The following is a 22,331-nucleotide window of genomic DNA, read 5'->3' as shown; positions in this document are numbered from 1 at the left end:
CCTTGGACTCTTGTTAGCGGATGGCGTCGCCTACTCGGTCAAAGCGAACCCGCCCCTCCACATGATCCCAAGACCAAAACAGACGGGTGGCTCGACCGACGAGACGGAAGGCGGGCACCATACCCCAGTAGCGGCTATCGTTACTGTTGTCGCGGTTATCGCCCATGGCAAAATAGTGGCCTTCTGGCACCACCTGCTCCATGGGAAAGGCCGAGGGCACATTGGGTTGAATCAACACCCGATAGCTGCGCTCCCCATTATTTTCCTGCAAACCGAGGGTATCAATGCGGCGCTCGTACTCATTAAGATAGCTGTATTCGCCCGCTATTTTATAATCCAACGGTTTGCCATTGACATACAGGCGCTTATTTTCATAGGCAATACGATCCCCCGGCAAGCCCACAATGCGCTTAATGTAATCCTTGGAAGGATCCATCGGGAACTTAAATACCACAATATCGCCATGCTGCGGGCCATCCCCCATTAAAATCCGGTTTTGGGTATAGGGAATGCGGTAACCATAGGCAAATTTGTTGACAAACAGATAGTCCCCCACCAATAGCGTAGGGATCATCGAGCCCGACGGAATTTTAAAGGGCTCGATCACAAAGGTGCGGATCAGCAGGGCAAAGCCCAAGGCCACCACGATGGCATCATAGTATTCCAGTGCCACGCTCTCTTTTTCAAACCAGCGACGGCCCCGCAACATCATGACGCCGCCACCCAGGATCAGCACCACCGCCACCGCTGTCCACAGGTGAAACTGCTCCACCACCTTGCCACCATCTGGACCCACCACCACGTAGCCACCCAGCATAAACAGGCCAGTCAGCATAAACAGGGCGCCGTGCCACAGATGTTTACGTTGCCGCTTTACCATAACTCAATCCACTTTCAATACGGCCAGGAAGGCCTCTTGGGGAATCTCCACCTTGCCGACCTGCTTCATGCGTTTTTTACCCGCCTTCTGCTTTTCCAACAGCTTACGTTTACGGGTAATATCCCCCCCATAACATTTGGCGGTGACGTTTTTACGCAGTGCCTTAACCGTTTCACGGGCAATGATTTTACCGCCAATACAGGCCTGCACCGCCACATCAAACATTTGGCGATGGATCAGCTCTTTCATTTTTTTGGCCAGCTCACGGCCCCGATACTGGCTGATGTTACGGTGAACAATGACACTTAGGGCATCCACCGGATCACCATTAATGAGGATGTCCAGCTTAACCAGATCGCTCATCCGATAGTCCAGCAGATGGTAATCCAGCGAGGCATAACCCTTGGTCATGGACTTTAAGCGGTCAAAGAAATCCATCACCACTTCCGACATGGGCATCTCATACTGCACCATTACCCGTGTATCCGAGATATAGCTCATATCTTTTTGGGTACCACGGCGGTCGGTGCAAAGCTGCATGACCGGCCCCATATACTCAGCGGGCACCATGATATTGGCTAGGATGTAGGGCTCTTCAATATACTCCCGCTTGGTGGTGGGTGGCAGATCACCGGGGCTGCGTATATCCATGATCTGACCATCGGTCTGTTTAACCCGATAGACCACCGTTGGCGCGGTGGTGACCAGATCCAGGTCAAACTCCCGCTCCAAACGCTCCTGAATGATCTCCATGTGCAGCATGCCCAAGAAACCGCAGCGAAAGCCAAAACCCAGCGCGGGCGAGGTCTCTACCTCATAGTTGAGGGAGGCATCGTTGATGGCAAGCTTTTCTAAGGCATCTTTCAGATCTTCATAATCGGCGGAATCCACCGGGTAGAGACCTGCAAACACCATGGATTTGGCCGGTTGAAAGCCGGGTAGTTGGCTGGCACAGGGCCGCCGTACCGTGGTGATGGTATCCCCCACCCGTGCATCGGAGAGCTTTTTAATGCCCGCCATGATACACCCCACTTCGCCCGCCTTGAGCTCGGCCACTTTGGTCAATACGGGGGTTAAAAAGCCCACATTGTCCAAGGGGTAGTCCATGCCCACCCCCATAAAGCGAATTTTTTCACCCGCCTTGAGCACGCCATCATAGACCCGCGCCAGGGAGACCACCCCCAGATAGTTATCGTACCAAGAGTCCACTACCAGCGCCTTAGCGGGGGCATCCAGATCCCCCTTAGGGGGCGGCACCCGTTTCACAATGGCTTCCAGGATCTCTTCAATACCAATGCCCGACTTGGCCGAGGCCAAAATCGCCTCACTGGCATCCAGACCGATCACCTCTTCAATCTGCTCGCGCACCCGTTCGGGTTCGGCCGAGGGCAGGTCGATCTTGTTGAGTACCGGAATAATCTCCAGATCATGTTCCAACGCCAGATAGACGTTGGCCATGGTCTGCGCCTCAACCCCTTGGGCGGCATCCACAATCAGCAAGGCCCCCTCACAGGCGGCCAAGGAGCGGGAGACTTCGTAGGTAAAATCCACATGTCCAGGGGTGTCGATGAGATTGAGCACATAGGTTTTGCCATCTTTGGCTTTATAGTTCAGTCGAACCGACTGCGCCTTGATGGTGATCCCCCGTTCGCGCTCGATATCCATGCTATCGAGTACCTGCTCTTTCATATCCCGTTCGCTTAGGGCGCCGGTAAACTGAATCAAGCGGTCGGCCAGGGTACTTTTACCATGGTCAATGTGGGCAATGATGGAGAAGTTGCGTATATGATCCAACGACATATTGGGTCGTCACAGGCCAAACAGAGGTTGAACAGAGACCCGACCAACACCGCGCAGGGTGCCTAGAGCCGAGTAGGACTTAGAAGCGGTTGGTCAAAGGACGGTTAACCACTCACCAGCGGCCACCCCCATACCGACCCACTCCCGACAGGAGCACAATCGGAGCATCATATAAAAAAAAGCCGCTGTCGTCACCTAGTATCGACAGCGGCTCTTCAATTTCATGGACAAATCGGCAAACCAGCGGCACCACAGGGGCTAGTGATAGTCGCCCCGGTCCTTTTTTGCCAACTCCACCGTGGCCAGCACAGCGGTACGGTGCAGCAGTTCCCGCTCTTCACCACCACGGGTCTCTTCGGTCAGGTTACGCAACGCCTCATCACGGGTTTCCCGTAGACGCTCCATCACCCCATCATCCCCCTGAGCGGCGGAGTTATGCAGCTCTTTCTCCAAGGCGCACAGGCTATCCAACACCTCATCGGCCTGTTTAAGCTGGCGATGCTTGGTCTGGTCTGAGATCTGCTCAACCTGTTCCACAGCCTCGGCAGCATTGACCTCATCAATCCCATTCACAGCGGCAACCTGGGCACTATCCAGCGCTTCGGTAAATTTTGCCCCTGACACCGCGCCACGCTGGCCGGTACGTCGGGTAGCCGTCGTGGACACAGAAGCGCCCGGTTTATCAACGCGACGGATGCTCATGTTCATCTCCCTTACTGGGCAATTTGATCCAGGTTCGGCCCCATTTAGCGGTACCTTATCCTATTACAGATCAAGCAGTGTGCCAACTTATCGTAACAGGGGCGCGGGTAACTGTCCAATGTCTCGGTTGCCCTCGGTCATAACTTATGCCGTGGACACCCCACAAGTTGCACGCCCCCCACACCACAACGTTTACTTACGCACGCTGAGACAAACCAGACGACAACCACTCAAACCCGCCCTTCAGCGCCACCAAACAAAGGGTTCCGTCAGGCCCCATCCGCCCCTTAAACCCCTTTACCCGGCTTATGCCGCTGATAAGCCGCCTTGTTCAGGGCGTTGATAAAGGCATGGGCCGAAGCAATAATAATATCGGTATCCGCCCCCTGCCCCTGCACAATGGATTCGCCCAAACGCAAACGCACCGTCACCTCACCCTGGGCATCAATCCCCTCGGTCACCGCCCGCACCTGATAGAGCAGCACCTCAGCCTCGGCGGCCTCGGGAATCAATTTACGCAGCGCATTAAAGACCGACTCCACCGAGCCCTTGCCCCAGGCGCTGTGCATGCTCTCTTCGCCATTATACTCAACCTGAACCACCGCCACCGGCGTATCCCGCGTACCACTCGCCACATGTAGCCGTGTCAGTTTATAATAGGCGCCAAAATGCCGGTACATCTCTTCATCCACCAGCACTTCCAGATCTTCATCAAACAGCTCATGCTTTTTATCGGCCAACTCCTTAAAGCGTTCAAAGGCACGCTTGAGTTGTTCATTGTCCAGATCGTGGCCCAAACTCTTCAGCCGCTCTTTGAAGGCGTGCCGTCCCGAATGTTTACCCAGCACCATACGGTTGGTGCTCAACCCCACCGAGGCGGGGGTCATAATCTCGTAGGTATCGGCCTTTTTCAGCACACCATCTTGATGAATACCCGACTCATGGGCAAAGGCATTGGCCCCCACAATGGCTTTATTGGGCTGCACCGGAAAACCCGTCACCGAGGAGACCAGTTTAGAGCTGCGCATAATCTCGGTGGTATCCACCCCACAGCTGTAGGGTAAAATATCCTTGCGGGTGCGCAGGGCCATCACCACCTCTTCCAACGAGGCATTGCCCGCCCGCTCCCCCAAACCATTGATGGTACACTCCACCTGCCGCGCCCCATTGATCACCGCCGAGAGCGAGTTGGCCACCGCCAAGCCCAAATCGTTGTGGCAGTGTACCGAGATGATCGCCTTATGAATATTGGGCACCCGCTCACAGAGGGTGCGAATACGCTCCCCATATTCGTGGGGCAAGGTGTAACCCACCGTATCGGGAATATTAACCGTGGTAGCCCCCGCCGCAATCACCGCTTCGACAATCCGGCACAGAAAATCTGGCTCGGTACGTCCCGCATCCTCCGCCGACCACTCCACATTGCTGGTGTGGGACTTGGCCCGTTTAACCGCCGCCACCGCCGCCTCAATCACCTCGTCGGGTTCCATGCGCAATTTATGCTGCATATGGATGGGACTGGTGGCAATAAAGGTGTGAATACGGGGATCGACCGCACCCTGTAGGGCCTCCCAGGCGCGATCAATATCGGTATCTTTCGCACGACAGAGACCCGCAACCTGACACTCCTTAATGGTATCCGCGACGGTTTTTACCCCAATAAAATCACCGGGGGAGGCAATGGGAAAACCCGCCTCGATCACATCCACTTTAAGCCGCTCAAGCTGTCTGGCAATACGCAGTTTCTCTTCCACATTCATGGAGCAACCGGGAGACTGTTCACCATCCCGCAAGGTTGTATCAAAGATTACAATGCGATTTTCAGACATCTTCATGGCCTCTATTTGGCGATTACATACACGATGGTAACAACCCACTCCGTTGGGTGGATCTCACAATAACAAAACGCATGGCATGGGGGGGGCGCAAGCTGGCCCGTCTGTTTGCCCCATTTACACGCTCAAATCTTCCACCTCATCCTCTTCCACCTCTTTACCCTCAGCCAACAGCGCCAAATACTCTTTGTGGCTGTGGATGCCCAGCAACAGATAACCCACCATCACCACAAACAGGGTGGTATTGGTGTGCATGGTCAGCAACGTGATGGAGGCCACCACCGCCACCAAGGTCATAAAGGGCTTTTTTCGGTGCAGGCTAAAGTCTTTAAAGCTGCGAAAACGAATGGAGCTCACCATCAAGCCGCCCATCACCAATACCACCCCCAAAACCACCCAACTACCTGCTGTTTTGCGCCCCTCATCGGCCACCGTCAGCAGATCCCAATCCAGCAACAACAGCACCATACCTGCCATCACCATGGCCGCCATGGGGCTGGGCAAGCCCTGGAAATAGCGTTTGGAGATGCGGGACTCCTGCACATAGTGCTGCACATTAAAGCGTGCCAGACGCAGCGCCCCACACACCGTATAAAAGAAAGCCGCCGCCCAACCGACCCGGTTAAAGGGGTCCAACGCCCACTGCTGCACCAAAATAGCGGGGGCAATGCAAAAAGAGAGAAAGTCCGCCAACGAGTCATACTCTTTACCAAACGCCGAGGTCGCCCCCATAGCCCGCGCCACGCGACCATCCAGCGCATCAAACACCGCCGCAATAAAGATGGTTATGGCACCCAACTCAAAGCGCCCTGTCAGGGCCGCAATGATGCTGTAAAAACCAAAAAACATCCCCCCCGTGGTCAAGAGATTGGGAAGAATATAGACCGCTCTCTTGGACTTGACTGCCTCACTATCACCCATGCTCTTAGCTCTCTTTACCTTTAAGCCGTCCCATCTGCGTTACCCCAGAGTGCGTCATCTCACCCAACTTCACGGAGATCTCCGCATCCATGGGAAAAAACAGATCCACACGCGAACCAAAGCGGATCAAACCAAAACGCTCGCCCCGCTGCAACACGGTGCCCTCGTTAATACGACACACAATGCGCCGCGCCACCAAGCCCGCCACCTGCTGAAAGGCCATTTTTACCCCGGCTGGGCTCTCCATCAACAACACGTTGCGCTCGTTCTCAATGGAGGCTTTATCCAGATCTGCGTTGACGAATTTGCCCGGATGATAGCTGATTTTAGTCACCGTACCCGCAATGGGTGCCCGGTTGACATGCACATTAAACACATTCATAAAAATCGAGACCATGCGCACCGGCTCATCGGTCAGCGGCCCCTTTTCCATCTCACGAATGGCCACCACCCGACCATCGGCCGGGGCGATTACCGCATCTTCAGGGGCGTCGCTATGGCGCTCTGGATCGCGAAAAAACCAGATGCACCAGCCAGCCAACACCCATAATACGAACTGCACAATGCCATACCAACTGAGCGCCGAACTCACCGCTGCAACCCCGATAAAGATCGCCATAAAGGGATAGCCCTCTTTTGCGACCAGGCCACTCTTTTCCATGCTGATTCTTCCTTATAAAGTCCCGTAGGCTCACGGTTGATACCGCCACAACTGCTTGCAGGCCAGTTGACTTAACGGAGCAAACAACCCCACCTAACCCTTTGCCCGCAAAGCGCTCATGCTATGGGCCACAGTTTTCACCCTTACAGGTTATGGAGCAAGGGGAAACTCGGGTTAAGCACCATTTTTCACCCAGCTGTGGAAAAAATAAGGGCGTTCGCACCCTTGCGCGAACGCCCCTACCCCACAAACCCAGCCTTACGGCTTAGTTTTTCGCCTTATCCACCAGCTTGCTGGCTTGAATCCAAGGCATCATGGCGCGCAACTTGGCACCCACCTGCTCAATCTGGTGGGCCTCGCCCCGGCGGCGCAGACCCAAGAATTTGGGACGGCCAGAGATGTTCTCAGAGATCCACTCACGGGGGAACTCACCGGTCTGGATCTCATCCAGAATTTTCTTCATCTCTTTTTTGGTCTCTTCGGTGATAACCCGGGGACCACGGGTCAGATCACCATACTCGGCGGTATTGGAGATGGAGTAGCGCATGTTGGCAATGCCCCCCTCATAGATCAGGTCCACAATCAGCTTGGTTTCATGCAGACACTCGAAGTAGGCCATTTCAGGGGCATAGCCGGCTTCCACCAGGGTCTCAAAACCGGCTTGAATCAGCGCCGTAATACCGCCACACAACACCGCTTGCTCACCAAACAGGTCGGTTTCGGTCTCTTCCTTAAACGAGGTCTCAATGATGCCCGCACGCCCACCGCCATTGGCCGAAGCGTAAGAGAGGGCCAGATCCAGCGCTTTACCCGTGGCATTTTGATGAATCGCCACCAGGCTGGGCACACCGCCCCCACGCAGATATTCGGCACGCACCAAGTGACCAGGCCCCTTAGGGGCCACCAAGAACACATCCACCCCCGCAGGGGCTTCAATCTGGCCATAGTGAATATTAAAACCGTGGGCAAACACCAGCGCGGCGTCATCTTTGAGGTTGGGGGCAATCTGCTCACGGTAGATCTTGGCTTGATGCTCATCCGGCACCAACATCATAACCAGATCGGCACCGCCAACGGCATCGGCTACTTCAGCAACTTGCAGACCAGAACCCTCTGCTTTCATCCAGGAAGAGGAGCCGGCACGCAGACCCACCACCACATCCACGCCCGAATCTTTCAGGTTCAAAGCATGGGCATGCCCCTGGGAACCATAACCAATGATGGCCACTTTTTTGGATTGAATCAGACCCAAATCTGCGTCGCTGTCGTAATACACTTTCATCGTAGGTGACTCCTCTGCCCTCTATTCGAGGTTTGTTCCGGTATCGCACCCGGCAGGGTGCGGCTCTATTAACATGGGACCACCCTCCAGCCGCAATGGGTGGCCTAAATCCAGCGGGGCGACCCTGCCCCAGACGGTGGTTTGTTGCATGCCCCCACCGCTTATGGCTCTAACCCCACCTTATGCAGGGAGAACTTCCTTCATACGTTTAGGACCCCGCGCCATGGCGACCTTGCCGGTACGCACCACCTCCACCACCCCCAGCGGGGTGAGCAGGTTAAGACAGGCATCCAACTTATCACTGCTGCCCGTCACCTCAACCACAAAGGTGTTGGGGGTGGCATCCACCACGCGGGAGCGAAAAATATCGGCAATGCGCAGCACTTCGGCACGCACTTCACGCTCAGCATCGACCTTAACCATCATCAACTCCCGCTCCACATGGGAACGGTCGGTCAGGTCGTGAACCTGAATAACCGGCACCAGCTTGTGGAGCTGCTTGATGATCTGCTCAATAATATTATCCTCGCCCGTGGTCACAAGGGTAATGCGGGAGGTCTCTCCATCCCCTACCGGAGCCACGGTGAGACTCTCAATATTAAAACCACGGGCTGAAAAAAGGCCGGAAACCCGCGTCAACACACCCGCTTCATTCTCCACCAACACCGAAAGCACATGTTTCATGACACGCCCCCTTACAGCAGGATCATTTCGTTAAGGGCCGCACCGGCGGGCACCATAGGATAGACATTGGCTTCGCGATTGACCCGAAAATCCATCAATACCGGTCCATCAATGGCCAGCGCCTTTTCAATGATGCCACTTACCTCAGCCGGACGGGCCGTCATCATGCCGGTGGCGCCATAAGCCTGGGCCAACTGCACAAAATCGGGGTGAACCGTCATGTCCGACTCAGAATAACGGCGCTCATAAAAGAGCTCTTGCCACTGCCGCACCATACCCAAAAAGCTGTTATTGAGGATGGCAATCTTCACGGGCAGATTGTACTGCTTGAGGGTAGCCAGCTCCTGAATGTTCATCTGAATGGAGCTTTCACCGGTAATCAACACTACCGTCTCATGGGGAAAAGCCATCTGCGCACCGATGGCCGCTGGCAGACCATAACCCATGGTGCCCAAACCACCCGAGGTAAGCCAACGACGGGGTTTTTCAAAGCCATAAAACTGGGCGGCCCACATTTGGTGCTGCCCCACATCGGTGGCCACAATGGCGTTGCCCTTGGTCAACTCATAGAGTTTCTGGATCACATATTGGGCCTCGATCACCTCGTCGCCCTGGGTGAATTTTAGACACTCTTTGCGCCGCCACTGCTCAATTTCAGCCCACCAATCCCCCAGATCGGGCAATTCGGACTGATATTTACCATCTTCCATCATGGCGAGCATTTTACCCAACACCGTCTTAATGTCACCCACAATGGGCACATCCACCTCCACATTTTTGGAGATTGAGGTGGGGTCGACATCCAGATGGATAATCTTCGCCTCTGGGGCAAACTGGGAGATTTTACCGGTGACGCGATCATCAAAGCGCGCCCCAATGGCCACCAACAGATCGCAGCGGCTTACCGCCATGTTGGCCTCGTAGGTACCGTGCATGCCCAACATGCCGACAAACTGCTTATCGGTGCAGGGAAAGCCGCCCAAACCCATCAACGTATTGGTAATGGGGGCACCCAATTTACGCACCAGTTGGGTCAGCTCTTCAGCCGCGTTGGAGAGGATTACCCCTCCACCGGTATAGAAGAGCGGACGCTTGGCCTTGGCCATAAGCCCCGCCGCCTTACGGATCTGCCCGGTATGGCCCGAAATACTGGGTTTGTAGGAGCGAATGCTCACCTCACCCTTAGCCGGGCTATACTCGGTCGCCGCGATGGTGATGTCCTTGGGGATATCCACCAACACCGGGCCTGGACGCCCGGTTCTGGCAATATAAAAGGCCTCCCGCAGCACCCGCGCCAGATCCTTCACATCCTTAACCAAGTAGTTATGCTTGGTACAGGAGCGGGTAATGCCTACCGTGTCGGCCTCTTGAAAGGCATCGTTCCCAATGAGCGCCACCGGCACCTGACCGGTAATGCAGACCATAGGGATCGAATCCATATAAGCGGTTGCCAGACCCGTTACCGCATTGGTCGCACCAGGGCCCGACGTCACCAGGGCCACCCCGACCTCACCCGTCACCCGGGCATAACCATCCGCCGCATGCAGCAGACCCTGTTCATGGCGACCCAGCACATGCTGGAGATCCTTACACTTATAGATTTCATCATAGATGTTCAGCACGGCCCCACCGGGGTAACCAAACACGGTTTTAACCCCCTGCTCAAGCAGGCACTGAACAATGATTTCTGCGCCGGTCAATCTCACGACTCGACTCCCTTGGCAAAGAACTTAATACCGATCCACCCAGGCCCGCACAAGGCCAATAGATGAAGAGACCCCGTAAAAACCGGAATCCGATCAATCCCGACCTCAAACGCGGTGCAACCTGACGTGAACAAGACGCCCGCCTCCAGTGATGAAGGCGGGCGCGATTCTCAAAGGATGTAAATATCGAACTATGCGATTTTACACCCCACTTTGTCAATAGTGGGTTTTACAGCACCACTTTAGTGGGCTTATCCCCGTTGATCCATGGGCACATAGTCACGCTGCGGTGCGCCCATATAGAGCTGACGAGGCCGCCCGATGGCCTGTCCCTCCTCTTCGATCATCTCTTTCCACTGACTGACCCAGCCCACGGTACGAGCCAGCGCAAAGATCACCGTAAACATATTGGTGGGGAAACCCATGGCCGAAAGAATAATGCCCGAGTAAAAATCCACATTGGGGAAGAGCTTTTTGCTGATGAAATAGTCATCATTCAGAGCAATCTCTTCCAACTTCATGGCGATTTTAAAGAGGGGCTCATCATGTTTGCCAACGGCATCCAGCACTTCTTGACAGGCCCCTTTCAGCACAGCGGCGCGGGGGTCATAATTTTTGTAGACGCGGTGCCCAAAGCCCATTAAACGGAAGGGATCGTTGGGGTCCTTGGCTTTAGCGATGTATTCGTCAATGCGCTCTACGCTGCCGATCTCGCCCAACATTTTCAAAACCGCCTCGTTAGCGCCACCATGGGCCGGCCCCCACAGGGCGCTGATGCCCGCAGAAACCGCCGCAAAGGGGTTGGCACGGGAAGAACCGGCCAGACGTACGGTAGAGGTAGAGGCGTTCTGTTCATGGTCGGCGTGTAGGATAAAGATTTTATCCATGGCACTAACCAAACGAGGATCTATTTTAAAATCATCGTCGCAGGGGGTTCTGAAGGTCATATTCAGAAAATTCTCTGCATAGCTCATCTTATTGTTGGGGTACACAAAGGGCTGACCATAGTGATATTTGTAGGAACAGGCCGCAATGGTGGGGATTTTGGCGATCAAACGATGGGCCGAAATCTCCCGATGTTTAGGATCGCTAATATCCAACGCATCATGATAAAAAGCCGACAGCGCCCCCACGACCCCCACCATAATCGCCATGGGGTGGGCATCCCGGCGGTAGCCCGCAAAAAAGCGCAACAACTGCTCATGCACCATCGTATGATGGGTGATTTTATCATCAAAATCGTCGAACTCCGCTTTAGTGGGCAGCTTTTCGTTGAGCAGCAGATAGCAGACCTCTAAAAACGAGCTCTTGGCGGCCAATTGCTCAATGGGGTAGCCCCGGTGCAACAGAACACCCTTATCCCCATCAATAAAGGTGATGGTACTGCGGCAAGAGCCCGTGGACCGAAACCCCGGATCCAGCGTAAACAGACCAAAATCTTTATAAAATTTGGTCACATCTACCACGGGCGGCCCGGCGGTTCCCTGTTGGATAGGCAGCTCTACCTCTTTGCCGGTACGATTGTCGCGAATGGTGATGGTTTCCTTAGACATAACTCAACCCCGCTCTTCCATAGGTTGCTGGACAGGTGATTTCAGCGGTACCGTCCACGCTACTGAACATCGGCCCACCGGTTTAAACTTCTCCCGCTTTTTAAAATTTAACAAAAATTGAGATTCAATCCCCACCTCAATGTGTTTACACTGTTTTTTAGCAAGTGAGGAACAAGCCCATATGATAATGGACACGGCACCGGGTGTATAAAATAGACCTATACCCCGATTCAGACTACACCATTCATATTAAAAGGCGTAGCTTTTTCCGAAAAAAGTGTCCCCTATGCAACAAGGAGGCGTGGAAGATGCAGCAAGGTCCCAGTACCCTGGTAAAACGCAGACTCGACAGTCTGGAGAGCCACCTACAGGCAGAAAACCCTGTACTTATTCAAGCTGTTAAACATTTTCGCGAGTTAGACAGTATCGCCTATAAATTGGGCATTTTGGACCCAGACGACTCCTATGCCACACGGGTTCCGTGGTGGCCGTTGATCTCTGTGTTGGGCACTTTCTCTGCGGGTAAATCCACCTTTATCAATACTTTTTTAGGGGACAAACTCCAACGCACGGGCAATCAGGCGGTGGATGACAAGTTTACTGTGCTTTGCTACAGCAAAGAGGCCGAGAGCCACACACTGCCGGGTTTGGCCCTGGATGCAGATCCCCGTTTCCCCTTTTACCAAATTAGCCGGGATATTGATCAGGTGGTCGAGGGTGAAGGGCGCCGTATTGATGCCTACCTGCAACTCAAGACCTGCCGTTCAGAGAATCTGCGCGGTAAAATCATCATCGACTCGCCGGGGTTTGATGCCGATGATCAACGCAACTCCACCCTGCGCATCACCGACCACATTATGGATCTGGCGGATCTGGTATTGGTCTTTTTTGATGCCCGCCATCCCGAACCCGGTGCCATGCGCGACACCCTGGAGCATCTGGTCTCCAACACCATTCACCGCCACGACTCCAATAAATTTCTCTTTGTGCTCAACCAGATCGACTGCACCGCCCAAGAGGATAATCTGGAAGATGTGGTGGCCGCTTGGCAGCGTTCCCTCTCTCAAGCGGGATTGACCGCTGGGCGCTTTTACCAAGTCTATAACAAGGATGCCGCCAAACCCATTGAGGACCCCAGCTTGCGCGCCCGCTATGAAGGCAAACGGGAAGAGGATATGCAGCAAATCATGGGGCGCATTCAGCAGGTGGAGGTGGAGCGCGCCTACCGCATTATTGGTGTGTTGGAATTTTCAGCCCGCACTATCCATGAAGAGATCATTCCCCGTATCACCGACCTCCTGGCCCAGTGGCGCACCAAGGTGTTGATCACCGATGCCATCGTGTTGGGTTCGGCGCTGGTGGCGGTGTTGTTGGCCATGTTCTCCAGCGCACTGCCCTGGATTGGCCCCAATCCAGCTCAACTAAGCTGGGTCAATCCCGAGGGTGGCTATGGACTTGCTCATGCGGGCTCGATCGCCATTTTGGCATTACTGGCTGGCATTGGGGGGTATCTGCACTTTACCATCCGCAACCTCATGGCCAAATTTGTGGGCGCCAAAGCGGTTAAAGCGGAGAAAAAACCGGAGATGCAGGAGACCCTGGCACGGATCTTCAAATTTAACACCCGCTCCACCCGCTCCCTACTACGCAAGCGCCCCAGCGAATGGAACAACCGCCGCATTCAAGAGTTGGAAAACATCTTAAAAGAGAGCGATGCCTTGGTGCAGCGTCTGAACGATCAGTTTACCAACCCATCAGGCCACGATCATAAGCAAAATCCGGACATCCTTGGCGACCGTCATGGAGAGACCGCCTAACCACGCCGCACACGCCCCTTTCCCGGTTTGGCATAAAAGCCATTTGCCCAGGCCGGGAAAGGGCGTATCATCCACCATGGATGGTTGCTCAATGCCTCTATTTGTGGGAAAAAAATCTCGGTTTTACCGCGTTTTTGTAACGGCTCGCGCAGGGCATCACCCCTGTTTGAGCGCGGCCCTGCCGCATGGGCCTCAGCAGCCCGGTTGGGGTGGCGCTCCACTTATATCCAGGCTTAAACGACCTGCATGCCTTACCATTCAAACTGTAAATTGACCGGCGACCATGGATCAAGAGACCCCTTCACTGCGCAGCATGATGCGCCGCACCTCCCTAACCTTCAAAACGTTGCTGGCAACCCTGCTGGTTGGGGTGGCCACGTGGGGCGTTTTGGACCATTGGCAAACCGGCCACTTAAAGGCGCTCTTTCATGATGAGCTACTGCACCAGGTATGGGAGCGGGCGCTGGATAGCCGGGTAGATTTTGAGCGCAAGGTGCTCGGCTACCAGGATGCCTTGAGCCTACTGGCTGGCCAGCAGCGTATGGACGCCTATCTACAGACCCCCCAATCCCGTTGGGTGGGGCGCACCACACCGCGCATTCACAATGCCACCCCCGAGTGGCTACCTGAGCAGAGTTTAATCAACTCTCTACTGCCTGTTCCCTATTTGATGATGACCAACGCCAAGGGCCACGCGCTGGAGATCTATCACCGCATCACCACCGCCCCCCCACCCAAGGGGCTGCTCACCCTGGATACGCTTAACCGCAGTCTCTCCGAAGAACCGGTGATGATGGTGGAGATTGATACCATCCCCTACCTGCTCTTTACCGAACCGGTAGAGAGCGCTCAGGCCAACCGCCTGCTGGTCGCCGCGACCCCCTTAGATGACACCTTCATGACCAGCCATATGGGAGCCAGCCAACCCTCCAATGGCATTATTGCCCTAGCGACGGGCTCCCCCGAACATATTATCGCCAGCAACGCCCCCCAGACCCTGCTGCCCGGCACCCTCCTTAAAGCACTGGAGCGGGAGTATATTATCGCGGGCAAGACCTACATTAATCTGGAGGGTCGCGGCACTTCGCGCACCATGATTGAGATGGTCAGTTTAATCTCCAGTGAACTGGCCGAAGAGCGCAGCCAAGATATTTTAATTACCGAACGTCAACAGCGTGCCATCACGGCCTTTGTGCTTATTTTAGCGTCGATTTTGATTATGTTATGGGTGACCCGTACAATCCGCCGGGTTTCCTTACGCATTTCGGAGTTTTCCCAAGACAAACTCGGGGCACCACTGACCCAAGAGGGTAGCCATGATGAGTTGGACACCCTGGCGAGCCGCTTTGAACGGTTGATGCAAGAGGTGGTACGCACGCGGGACAATTTGCGCGGCGAAATTGAGGAACGCAAACGTATTGAGGCGGAGGTAACCAAGCTCTCCCAAGCGGTGGAGCAGAGCCCCACCGCCCTGCTGATTACCGACACCGAGGGTAGCGTTCTTTATGTTAACCCGGAGTTTGTCAGTCTCACCGGCTATCGTCCTGATGAAGTGATTGGCCGCAACCCGCGCATGTTAAAGTCGGGAGAGACCGCCAGAGAGACCTACCGGGATCTCTGGGGTACACTTAATCAAGGCCGCGCATGGCAAGGGGTGTTTCGCAACCGCAAGAAAAACGGCAAACGCTATTGGGAGAAAAACACCATCTCTCCCATCCGTGACAGCGATGGCAAAGTGATCAACTTTATGTCCATTAAAGAGGACATTTCGGCCCGCATCGCCTTGGAAAAAGAGATTGAGCACGCCCGCACCGCCGCCGAGACGGCCAACCAAGTCAAGAGTGAGTTCCTCACCCATATGACCCATGAGTTCCGCACGCCGCTCAACATTATCAAAGGGTGCGTTAAGCTCATTCGAGATGAAAACAACCTGAGCGACAAGCAGGGCCGCCAGTTGGAGAATATTTTGGATGGCGCCACCCATCTGGCCACCATGATTCAGGATCTGGTGGATCTCTCCCGGGTGGAGAGTGAGCAGTTTCATCTTCATGAAGAGCCGTGTGATCTCAGCCACCTGCTTACTGAGTTGCATGATGAAATGGAGCTAAAAAGCCAAGAGAAGCAGTTAACGTTTGCGGTGGAGGTCTCCCCTACCCTGCCTCCTGAAATCATGCTGGATGCCGCACGGCTACGCCATGCGTTAACCAACCTGTTAACCAATGCCATCAAGTTTACCCACGAGGGACAGGTTAGCCTAAACTGCTGGTATGAAGGGGAGACCAAAGCGCGTACGGGCACCTTGCACTTTGTCATTTCCGATACCGGGGTGGGCATTCCCAGCGAGCAGATCCACGCGATTTTTGAACCCTTCAATCAAGGGGATATGCCCGCCATGACACGTGGCGGGGTGGGGCTGGGGCTGACCATTACCAAGCGCTTGGTCGAGGTTATGGATGGCACCATTGAGGTGCGTAGCGAACCTGACCATGGCAGTGTTTTCCATATTCAACTACCCTGTCGTAAGGTGTGGCGTCCTCAAGAGGCACTTGCCAACAGCGCCACCACCACCGTTTTTGATCAAGCCTTATTGGTCAGCCACAACCCGGTCGCACGCATGATTTTAAAGCGTATTTTGGAGGAGTTGGGGCTTAACACGGTGGAGTTGGATGGCTGTCAGGCGAGCTGTGGCTTTTTGGAAAATGCGCAGGCGGCCCGTTTTGGGGTGATCATCATGGATTGCGCCCACCAGCCCGACGGGGGGTTGTCTGAGGTACGGCGTATCCGTCGTGCCGAGACGGTTAATGCCACCACCCCCATTGTGCTCTTGGGCGAGCCCAGTGAGGATGATGAGGTCAACGCCAAACACCGCGCCACGCCACTACCACCACGGGTGGTGGTTTTACCCAAACCCTTACAGCGGGATCAAGTGGTCAGTGCGGTGCGCAATTTCCTCAACATCACCCCATAGCCCGGGGGGAAATCTGGGGAAAAGCCCGACCACACCTTGTTTTAAAAGGGAGCAGGCAGGCAGCCCCAAAAAAACGCCCCGCACAAAACGGGGCGTTTTTTTTGATGCCACAGGAGGATAAAGCCTATTTGCGATTGGGGCACGCCTCGCGGGTACACTCAACATAGAGGTAGAGGGCGTGGGCCTTCACCTTAAAGCCGTGTTGAGCGGCCAACATATTTTGCCGGTCTTCGATCTCTTGATCAAAAAACTCTTCCACATGACCACAGTTAAGACAGACAAAATGGTCATGGTGGCCGCCACCGCTGAGCTCAAAGGTCGATTTACCGGCTTCAAAATGGTGCCGCGAGAGCAGGCCAGCCTGTTCAAACTGGGTTAAAACCCGATAGACCGTTGCCAGACCAATATCATCTCCGCTCTCCAGCAGGCTTTTATAGACATCTTCCGCACTCCAATGGCTCTCAGCGTTAACCTGGAACAGCTCTAAAATTTTACGCCTGGGTGCGGTGGCTTTAAGCCCAGCACTTTTTAGTTCCTGATTGATCTGAGCATCGCGCATCGTAAAATCCATACGGTTGGTCATTCATAGTTAGGAAGCCAGCTTGCAAATAAGATGTCATCACATGTAAAAAGAGGTATATTATGCCGCCAAACAAGAACAATAACAACCCTTTCTAACTACACCTAACACTTAATGACGGTCTTGTGGCTTTTGCTCTTCGGGCACGGCCACCGCCACACCCTATTGGGATTGAAATCGAATGGGTAGCCGCTTCGCCCCCCACTGGCCGGGTTTGGCTTCAAACCGGCCCGCCATGGGGGTAGCACAACGGGGGCATTTGCCTTGGGCGTCCAACCCCCAATGGCTAATCACATAGCGATTGCGGGTAATCAGCTGCATGCCACAGTGGTGACAGTAGCTGCTGCCCCCGGCGGCATCGGATACATTGCCCGTATAGGCATAGCGCACTCCATTCGCCAAGGCGATAGCCCGCGCACGGCTAAGTGTATGTGCCGGGGTGGGGGATTGATTCCGCATACGAAAATCGGGGTGAAAGGCGGTAAAGTGCATGGGCACCTCCGCGCCCAAGGTGGCCACCACCCACTGGGTCATCTCGTGGAGCTCGGCCTCGCTATCGTTTTCATTGGGGATCAACAAGGTGGTCAGTTCAAACCACACATCGGTATGGTGTTTTAGGTAGATGAGGGTCTCTTTAACCGCCTCTAAATGGCCACCACACAATTTGTGGTAAAAACGTTCGGTAAAGGCTTTAAGGTCCACATTAGCGGCATCCATATGACGAAAAAACGCCTCGGCGGGTTCAGGCTCAATATAACCCGCAGTCACCGCTACCGAGCGCACCCCATGGGCCTTGCAGGCTTGCGCCACATCCACCGCATATTCAAGAAAGATGACCGGATCGTTGTAGGTATAAGCCACACTGCGGCTTTGGGTTGCCACGGCGGCCTGGGCGATCATTTCGGGGGAGGCTTGATCGGCCAAGGCATCCATCTGTTTGGATTTGCTCATATGCCAATTTTGGCAAAATTTACAGGTGAGGTTGCAGCCAGCTGTACCAAAAGAGAGAATGGGCGTACCGGGCAAAAAATGGTTTAGCGGTTTTTTTTCAACAGGGTCCACACAAAAACCACTGGAGCGCCCATAGGTCTCCAGGATCATCTGCTCCCCCACCCGGCGGCGCACAAAACAGAGCCCCCGCTGTCCCTCTTGCAGCAGGCAGCGCCGGGGGCAGAGCAGACACGCCATACGACCATCGGTATGCCATTGCCAATATCGCCCAACATAAGGGGGTGCTGCTGGTTGCATGGTTTGTTTCTCCCATTACTGGGTAGGGCAATTGCCATTGGCGAAGCTCTACCTTTTGCGCTATTTTTACCTATGATCGTTGATCACTCAGCCCACACACCAGGGAGCACCCCAGGGGGCACCCAAGGGGGATAATCCACCTTTTATGGAAATGAGAAACCACGGCATGGATCCGCAACCGGCACTTTTGATCCTCGTCTCCCAAGCTGGCTATCCAACCCATGCGCCGCGTATTCGTGCCCTGGGCGAGGCCACATCCCTCTATTTAGCGGGACCTGGGCAGCTGGACCAACTGGATGGCTTGCCCTTTTTTGCCTGCGATGCCACCACCCCCGTAGAGAGCCTGCTGGGGGAGCTGCAAGAGCGGGGGTTTCGTCCCGACGCGCTACTGCAACTGGAGAGCCTGGATTTCTACCCCCAAGGGTTGATTGGCCAGCCCCTGCCCGCTTTTTATTATGCTACGGATATTCACCAACATATCCACTGGCAAATGGAGTATGGCAAACTTTTTGATGCCCTGTTTATCCCTTCGCCCCATTTTTTAGAGCCCATGCGCCGCAATGGTCATGTGGCGGTTTATGCTGCACCCGAGGGGGTTGATCTAACTCTGTTTAGCAACCCCGGTTTAAGTCGGGATCTGGATCTGGTCTTTGTGGGCTCAACCCAAGCCGATCAACACCCGCTGCGACCTGTCCTGCATACCCTACTCCGGGACCAGGGTTATAAAATACAGTTTTCACCCCGTGCCGATGCCGCAACCCGCGCCAAGCTCTATGGGCGTAGCCGGGTGGTGCTGCACCAAGGCGAACCGGGGATCTTTAGCGCCACCCAGTTGGAGGGGGCCGCCTGTGGTGCGGTGCCCTGCACCACCGCCTTTAGCGGCTTGGAACCCGAGCTGCGCAGCGAACAAGAGTGCATTACCTATCGGGACGAACATGACCTACTGCATCGACTGGAGAGCCTACTGGGCGAAGGGCCTCGCTGGCACCAGCTCAGTGATGCCGCTCAACAACGGGTCAAACAGGCCAGCTGGGGCCAGCGCAGCCAACAGATGCTGCAAAACATGCTCCCCTTTCTGCGGCAAAAACGCACCCATTTTGCTGAAGCCGATCAGATGAAAGCGCACGCTTTTGTCTATCATGTGCGAGGCTTTGGGGGGCGCGGCATCCGCATGCTCAACACCCTCTCCAACCAATTTCCAGAAGATGTGGAACTCCACCTGCTCAAGGCACTGAGCTATTTAAACAGCAACCTCTATCTTGAGGCTGCCCGTGAATTGGACACCCTGCTCACCCAGGCTACGCCCCCCCCCACCGCGTTTGTGGAACAGATTGCTGACATTCTACTCAACACCTTTGAACTGGCCGGCCATACCGCTGGAGCGCTACACACCGCCCAGGCCTTGAGCCTGCCCAGTGACGCCCAAAAACGACGCCTTGCGCGACTGCTCTCCCGCACGTCGGACCCGCTACCCCCAGAGATTATGGAAAAATTGCGCATCCCCGCGCAAACCGCATAATAGGGATGGATAAACTGACCTTGTTTATGATGCGAAACCCAAGCCCAGCAAACCGATGGAAAGCCTTATGAGATTGCGCATTAGCGGCCAAGCGGCGGCAACTGGACCCTGCCTTTTTGTGCTGCACAACGAAAGCTCGCTCAAGCCTGCTCACTTTCTAACCCACCTACCCAGCCACTGTGCAGGTATCCATTTTTTCCATGAAGGGATCACCCACAGCCAGCCGCCTTGGCCCAACCATGACTGTTTTCGGCTCAATGCCCACACCCCCAACCGTTGGCAAGCACTGCTTACCTTTTTGCATGACGGGGGACACGCCCTATGTAACGCCCACGCCCAACAACCGGCCCCCGAGGGTTTTGAACGGCTCCCCCCCGAGTTGGTCGCCCTGGCCGCACAACTGCCCTGCCCCATTCAGCCGCTGGCCCTCTTTGAAGAGGGTCGCCGTGGCTTGGTGCTCCATTTTGGTGAGCCCGTCCAACTCCAGGGCGATATCGAATCGCGGCATCTTGCGTTGCTGGACCGCCTGCGCCTTACCCGTTTAGAAGGCGCCCTAGAAACGGGGCCAACCACCCTCTTTCAAGCGGCCCGTCACGCTTTGATGCGCTATCCTCAACGGCGTTTGAGCGACAGCACCGGGGTAGCGCTAAACGGCCCAACGCTGCTGCGCAACAGCCATATTTTAGCCACCATCATGGCTCAACACATTCCACCACACCGTTGTGTTGGGGTGATGCTGCCCAGCTCCATCGCCAGCATGGCCACCCTGCTGGCCCTGAGCGCCACCGGTCGCGTGCCCGCACTGCTCAATTTTACGGCGGGACCACGGGGCATTCTAGCGGCCTGTCGCAGTGCGGGGATCCGCCCAATTATAACCGCCCGCGCCTTTGTGCAAAAAGCGGGGCTGCAAGAGATCATCACCTCCTTGCAACAGCATAACCAAGTGCTATTTTTAGAAGATCTTAAAGCCCAACTAAGCCACCGCCAAAGCCTGCGTGGCTTGCTCAGCTACACCCTAGCCGACCGGTTGGGCGGCTTGCACCTGCTGCACAGCAATCAGCGCTCTGCCCAGGCCAGCGACCCGGCCATGATTCTGTTTACCTCTGGCAGCGAGGGGCACGCTAAAGGGGTGGTACTCAGTCACCATAACCTGCTCGCCAATGTTCGCCAAATCGCCCTATCGGTGCCCCTACACCACCATGATCGCTATCTCAATACCCTGCCCATGTTCCACGCCTTTGGTCTAACGGTGGGCACCCTTACCCCGCTTTTACAAGGGCTGCACCTACATCACCACCCCTCCCCCTTGGCGCAACAGGCCATTTGCCATCTGGGGCGCAGCTATCGACCCACCATTTTAGCGGGAACCGACACCTTTTTAGCCAACTATGCGCGTAGCGCCAAAGTGGGGGATTTTAGCAGTGTGCGCTTTGTCTTTGCCGGGGCCGAGCCTCTACGCGCGGCCACCACAGAGCTATGGCAGCAACGCTTTGGGGTCAATGTCTACCAGGGCTATGGCGCCACCGAATGCGCACCGGTCATTGCGGTCAACACCCCCGCAGCCAACCGCCCCCATACGGTGGGACGCCCCGTTGCGGGTATACGCTGCCGTCTGCAACCGGTGCCGGGCCTTGCCCACGGCGGGCGCCTGTTGGTCGCAGGACCCAACATTATGCAAGGTTATCTTGCCCCTCAGGATAGCGCGCCAGACCAAGGTGGCTTACCGATCCAAGCGCTGGCTGAACCACCCTGGTACGATACGGGAGATATTGTAACATTGGATGAGCAGGGCTATATCAGCATTGATGGCCGTGCCAAACGGTTTGCTAAAATCGGCGGGGAGATGGTCTCACTGGCGGCGGTCGAACGGCTGGCCAGTCGGGTATGGCCCCAGCAGCAACATGCGGCCCTGCGCCTACCCAGCCCCAACAAAGGGGAGTGGATTTTGCTCTTTAGCGAGACCCCTGGTTGCAGCCGCGAGCGTCTACTGGAACAGGCCGATCAAGAGGGCTCAACCCGGCTGCTGGTACCCCGTCGGGTGGTGCATGTGGACACCCTGCCGCTCTTGGGTAATGGCAAGTTGGACCATGCCGCCCTTGCACAACTGGCCGCTACCCTGGAGACCTAAAACGGTGCCACACGGGTTATCCGCCACGAGAGGCAATCCCCAACGCC

16 protein-coding genes are annotated in these 22,331 nt (G+C 55.3%); 4 read left to right on the top strand and 12 right to left on the bottom strand.

What is annotated here, in order from left to right:
* Positions 1–13: 13 nt before the first annotated feature.
* The 10 genes from lepB to gltA all read right to left on the bottom strand — a co-directional run bounded on the left by lepB (position 14) and on the right by gltA (position 12,024).
* Positions 14–880: a signal peptidase I gene (lepB, locus tag MMC1_RS04635; RefSeq protein WP_011712582.1), complete on the bottom strand. Its 867-nt coding sequence runs from the start codon at positions 878–880 to the stop codon at positions 14–16.
* A 3-nt stretch (positions 881–883) separates the two neighbouring features.
* A complete protein-coding gene (gene lepA, locus MMC1_RS04630) occupies positions 884–2,680 on the bottom strand; it encodes a translation elongation factor 4 (RefSeq protein WP_011712581.1) in 1,797 nt (598 codons plus the stop codon).
* A gap of 258 nt (positions 2,681–2,938) precedes the next feature.
* Entirely contained in the window at positions 2,939–3,382 is a 444-nt protein-coding gene (locus MMC1_RS04625) for a hypothetical protein (protein ID WP_011712580.1), read from the bottom strand.
* A 287-nt stretch (positions 3,383–3,669) separates the two neighbouring features.
* A complete protein-coding gene (locus MMC1_RS04620) occupies positions 3,670–5,211 on the bottom strand; it encodes a 2-isopropylmalate synthase (protein WP_011712579.1) in 1,542 nt (513 codons plus the stop codon).
* A gap of 123 nt (positions 5,212–5,334) precedes the next feature.
* Positions 5,335–6,138: a CDP-diacylglycerol--serine O-phosphatidyltransferase gene (gene pssA, locus MMC1_RS04615; protein WP_011712578.1), complete on the bottom strand. Its 804-nt coding sequence runs from the start codon at positions 6,136–6,138 to the stop codon at positions 5,335–5,337.
* A 4-nt stretch (positions 6,139–6,142) separates the two neighbouring features.
* Positions 6,143–6,799: a phosphatidylserine decarboxylase family protein gene (locus MMC1_RS04610; protein ID WP_011712577.1), complete on the bottom strand. Its 657-nt coding sequence runs from the start codon at positions 6,797–6,799 to the stop codon at positions 6,143–6,145.
* Between the two features lie 265 nt (positions 6,800–7,064).
* Positions 7,065–8,081, bottom strand: coding sequence for a ketol-acid reductoisomerase (gene ilvC / locus MMC1_RS04605; protein WP_011712576.1), 1,017 nt, complete (start codon positions 8,079–8,081; stop codon positions 7,065–7,067).
* Positions 8,082–8,261: 180 nt separating this feature from the next.
* Positions 8,262–8,765 carry an acetolactate synthase small subunit gene (gene ilvN, locus MMC1_RS04600; RefSeq protein ID WP_011712575.1) on the bottom strand — a complete coding sequence of 168 codons (504 nt, stop codon included), beginning with the start codon at positions 8,763–8,765 and terminating at the stop codon, positions 8,262–8,264.
* 11 nt (positions 8,766–8,776) lie between these two features.
* Complete coding sequence (gene ilvB, locus MMC1_RS04595; RefSeq protein ID WP_011712574.1) at positions 8,777–10,471, bottom strand: biosynthetic-type acetolactate synthase large subunit; 1,695 nt, start codon at positions 10,469–10,471, stop codon at positions 8,777–8,779.
* Positions 10,472–10,722: 251 nt separating this feature from the next.
* Positions 10,723–12,024: a citrate synthase gene (gene gltA / locus MMC1_RS04590; RefSeq protein ID WP_011712573.1), complete on the bottom strand. Its 1,302-nt coding sequence runs from the start codon at positions 12,022–12,024 to the stop codon at positions 10,723–10,725.
* 308 nt (positions 12,025–12,332) lie between these two features.
* Here gltA and MMC1_RS04585 point away from each other — a divergent pair, with 308 nt between their 5' ends.
* Both MMC1_RS04585 and MMC1_RS19600 read left to right on the top strand, forming a co-directional pair.
* Positions 12,333–13,841 carry a dynamin family protein gene (locus tag MMC1_RS04585; RefSeq protein ID WP_011712572.1) on the top strand — a complete coding sequence of 503 codons (1,509 nt, stop codon included), beginning with the start codon at positions 12,333–12,335 and terminating at the stop codon, positions 13,839–13,841.
* Positions 13,842–14,124: 283 nt separating this feature from the next.
* A complete protein-coding gene (locus MMC1_RS19600; protein WP_011712571.1) occupies positions 14,125–16,809 on the top strand; it encodes a hybrid sensor histidine kinase/response regulator in 2,685 nt (894 codons plus the stop codon).
* 124 nt (positions 16,810–16,933) lie between these two features.
* Here MMC1_RS19600 and fur read toward each other — a convergent pair whose 3' ends face one another.
* Positions 16,934–17,368, bottom strand: a complete 435-nt coding sequence (gene fur, locus MMC1_RS04570; protein WP_041640800.1) for a ferric iron uptake transcriptional regulator — start codon at positions 17,366–17,368, stop codon at positions 16,934–16,936.
* Between the two features lie 183 nt (positions 17,369–17,551).
* A complete protein-coding gene (amrS, locus tag MMC1_RS04565) occupies positions 17,552–18,637 on the bottom strand; it encodes an AmmeMemoRadiSam system radical SAM enzyme (protein ID WP_011712569.1) in 1,086 nt (361 codons plus the stop codon).
* 166 nt (positions 18,638–18,803) lie between these two features.
* Between amrS and MMC1_RS04560 the strand changes: the two genes are divergently transcribed.
* Together MMC1_RS04560 and MMC1_RS04555 are read left to right on the top strand one after the other, a co-directional pair.
* Complete coding sequence (locus tag MMC1_RS04560) at positions 18,804–20,156, top strand: glycosyltransferase family protein (protein WP_041640797.1); 1,353 nt, start codon at positions 18,804–18,806, stop codon at positions 20,154–20,156.
* Positions 20,157–20,223: 67 nt separating this feature from the next.
* Positions 20,224–22,284, top strand: a complete 2,061-nt coding sequence (locus tag MMC1_RS04555) for an AMP-binding protein (protein ID WP_049757611.1) — start codon at positions 20,224–20,226, stop codon at positions 22,282–22,284.
* Positions 22,285–22,331 lie beyond the last annotated feature (47 nt).

Origin of the sequence: Magnetococcus marinus MC-1, from assembly GCF_000014865.1 — a bacterium.
Classification (GTDB): Bacteria; Pseudomonadota; Magnetococcia; order Magnetococcales; family Magnetococcaceae; genus Magnetococcus; species Magnetococcus marinus.
This window is presented reverse-complemented; position numbering and strand designations above follow the sequence as displayed.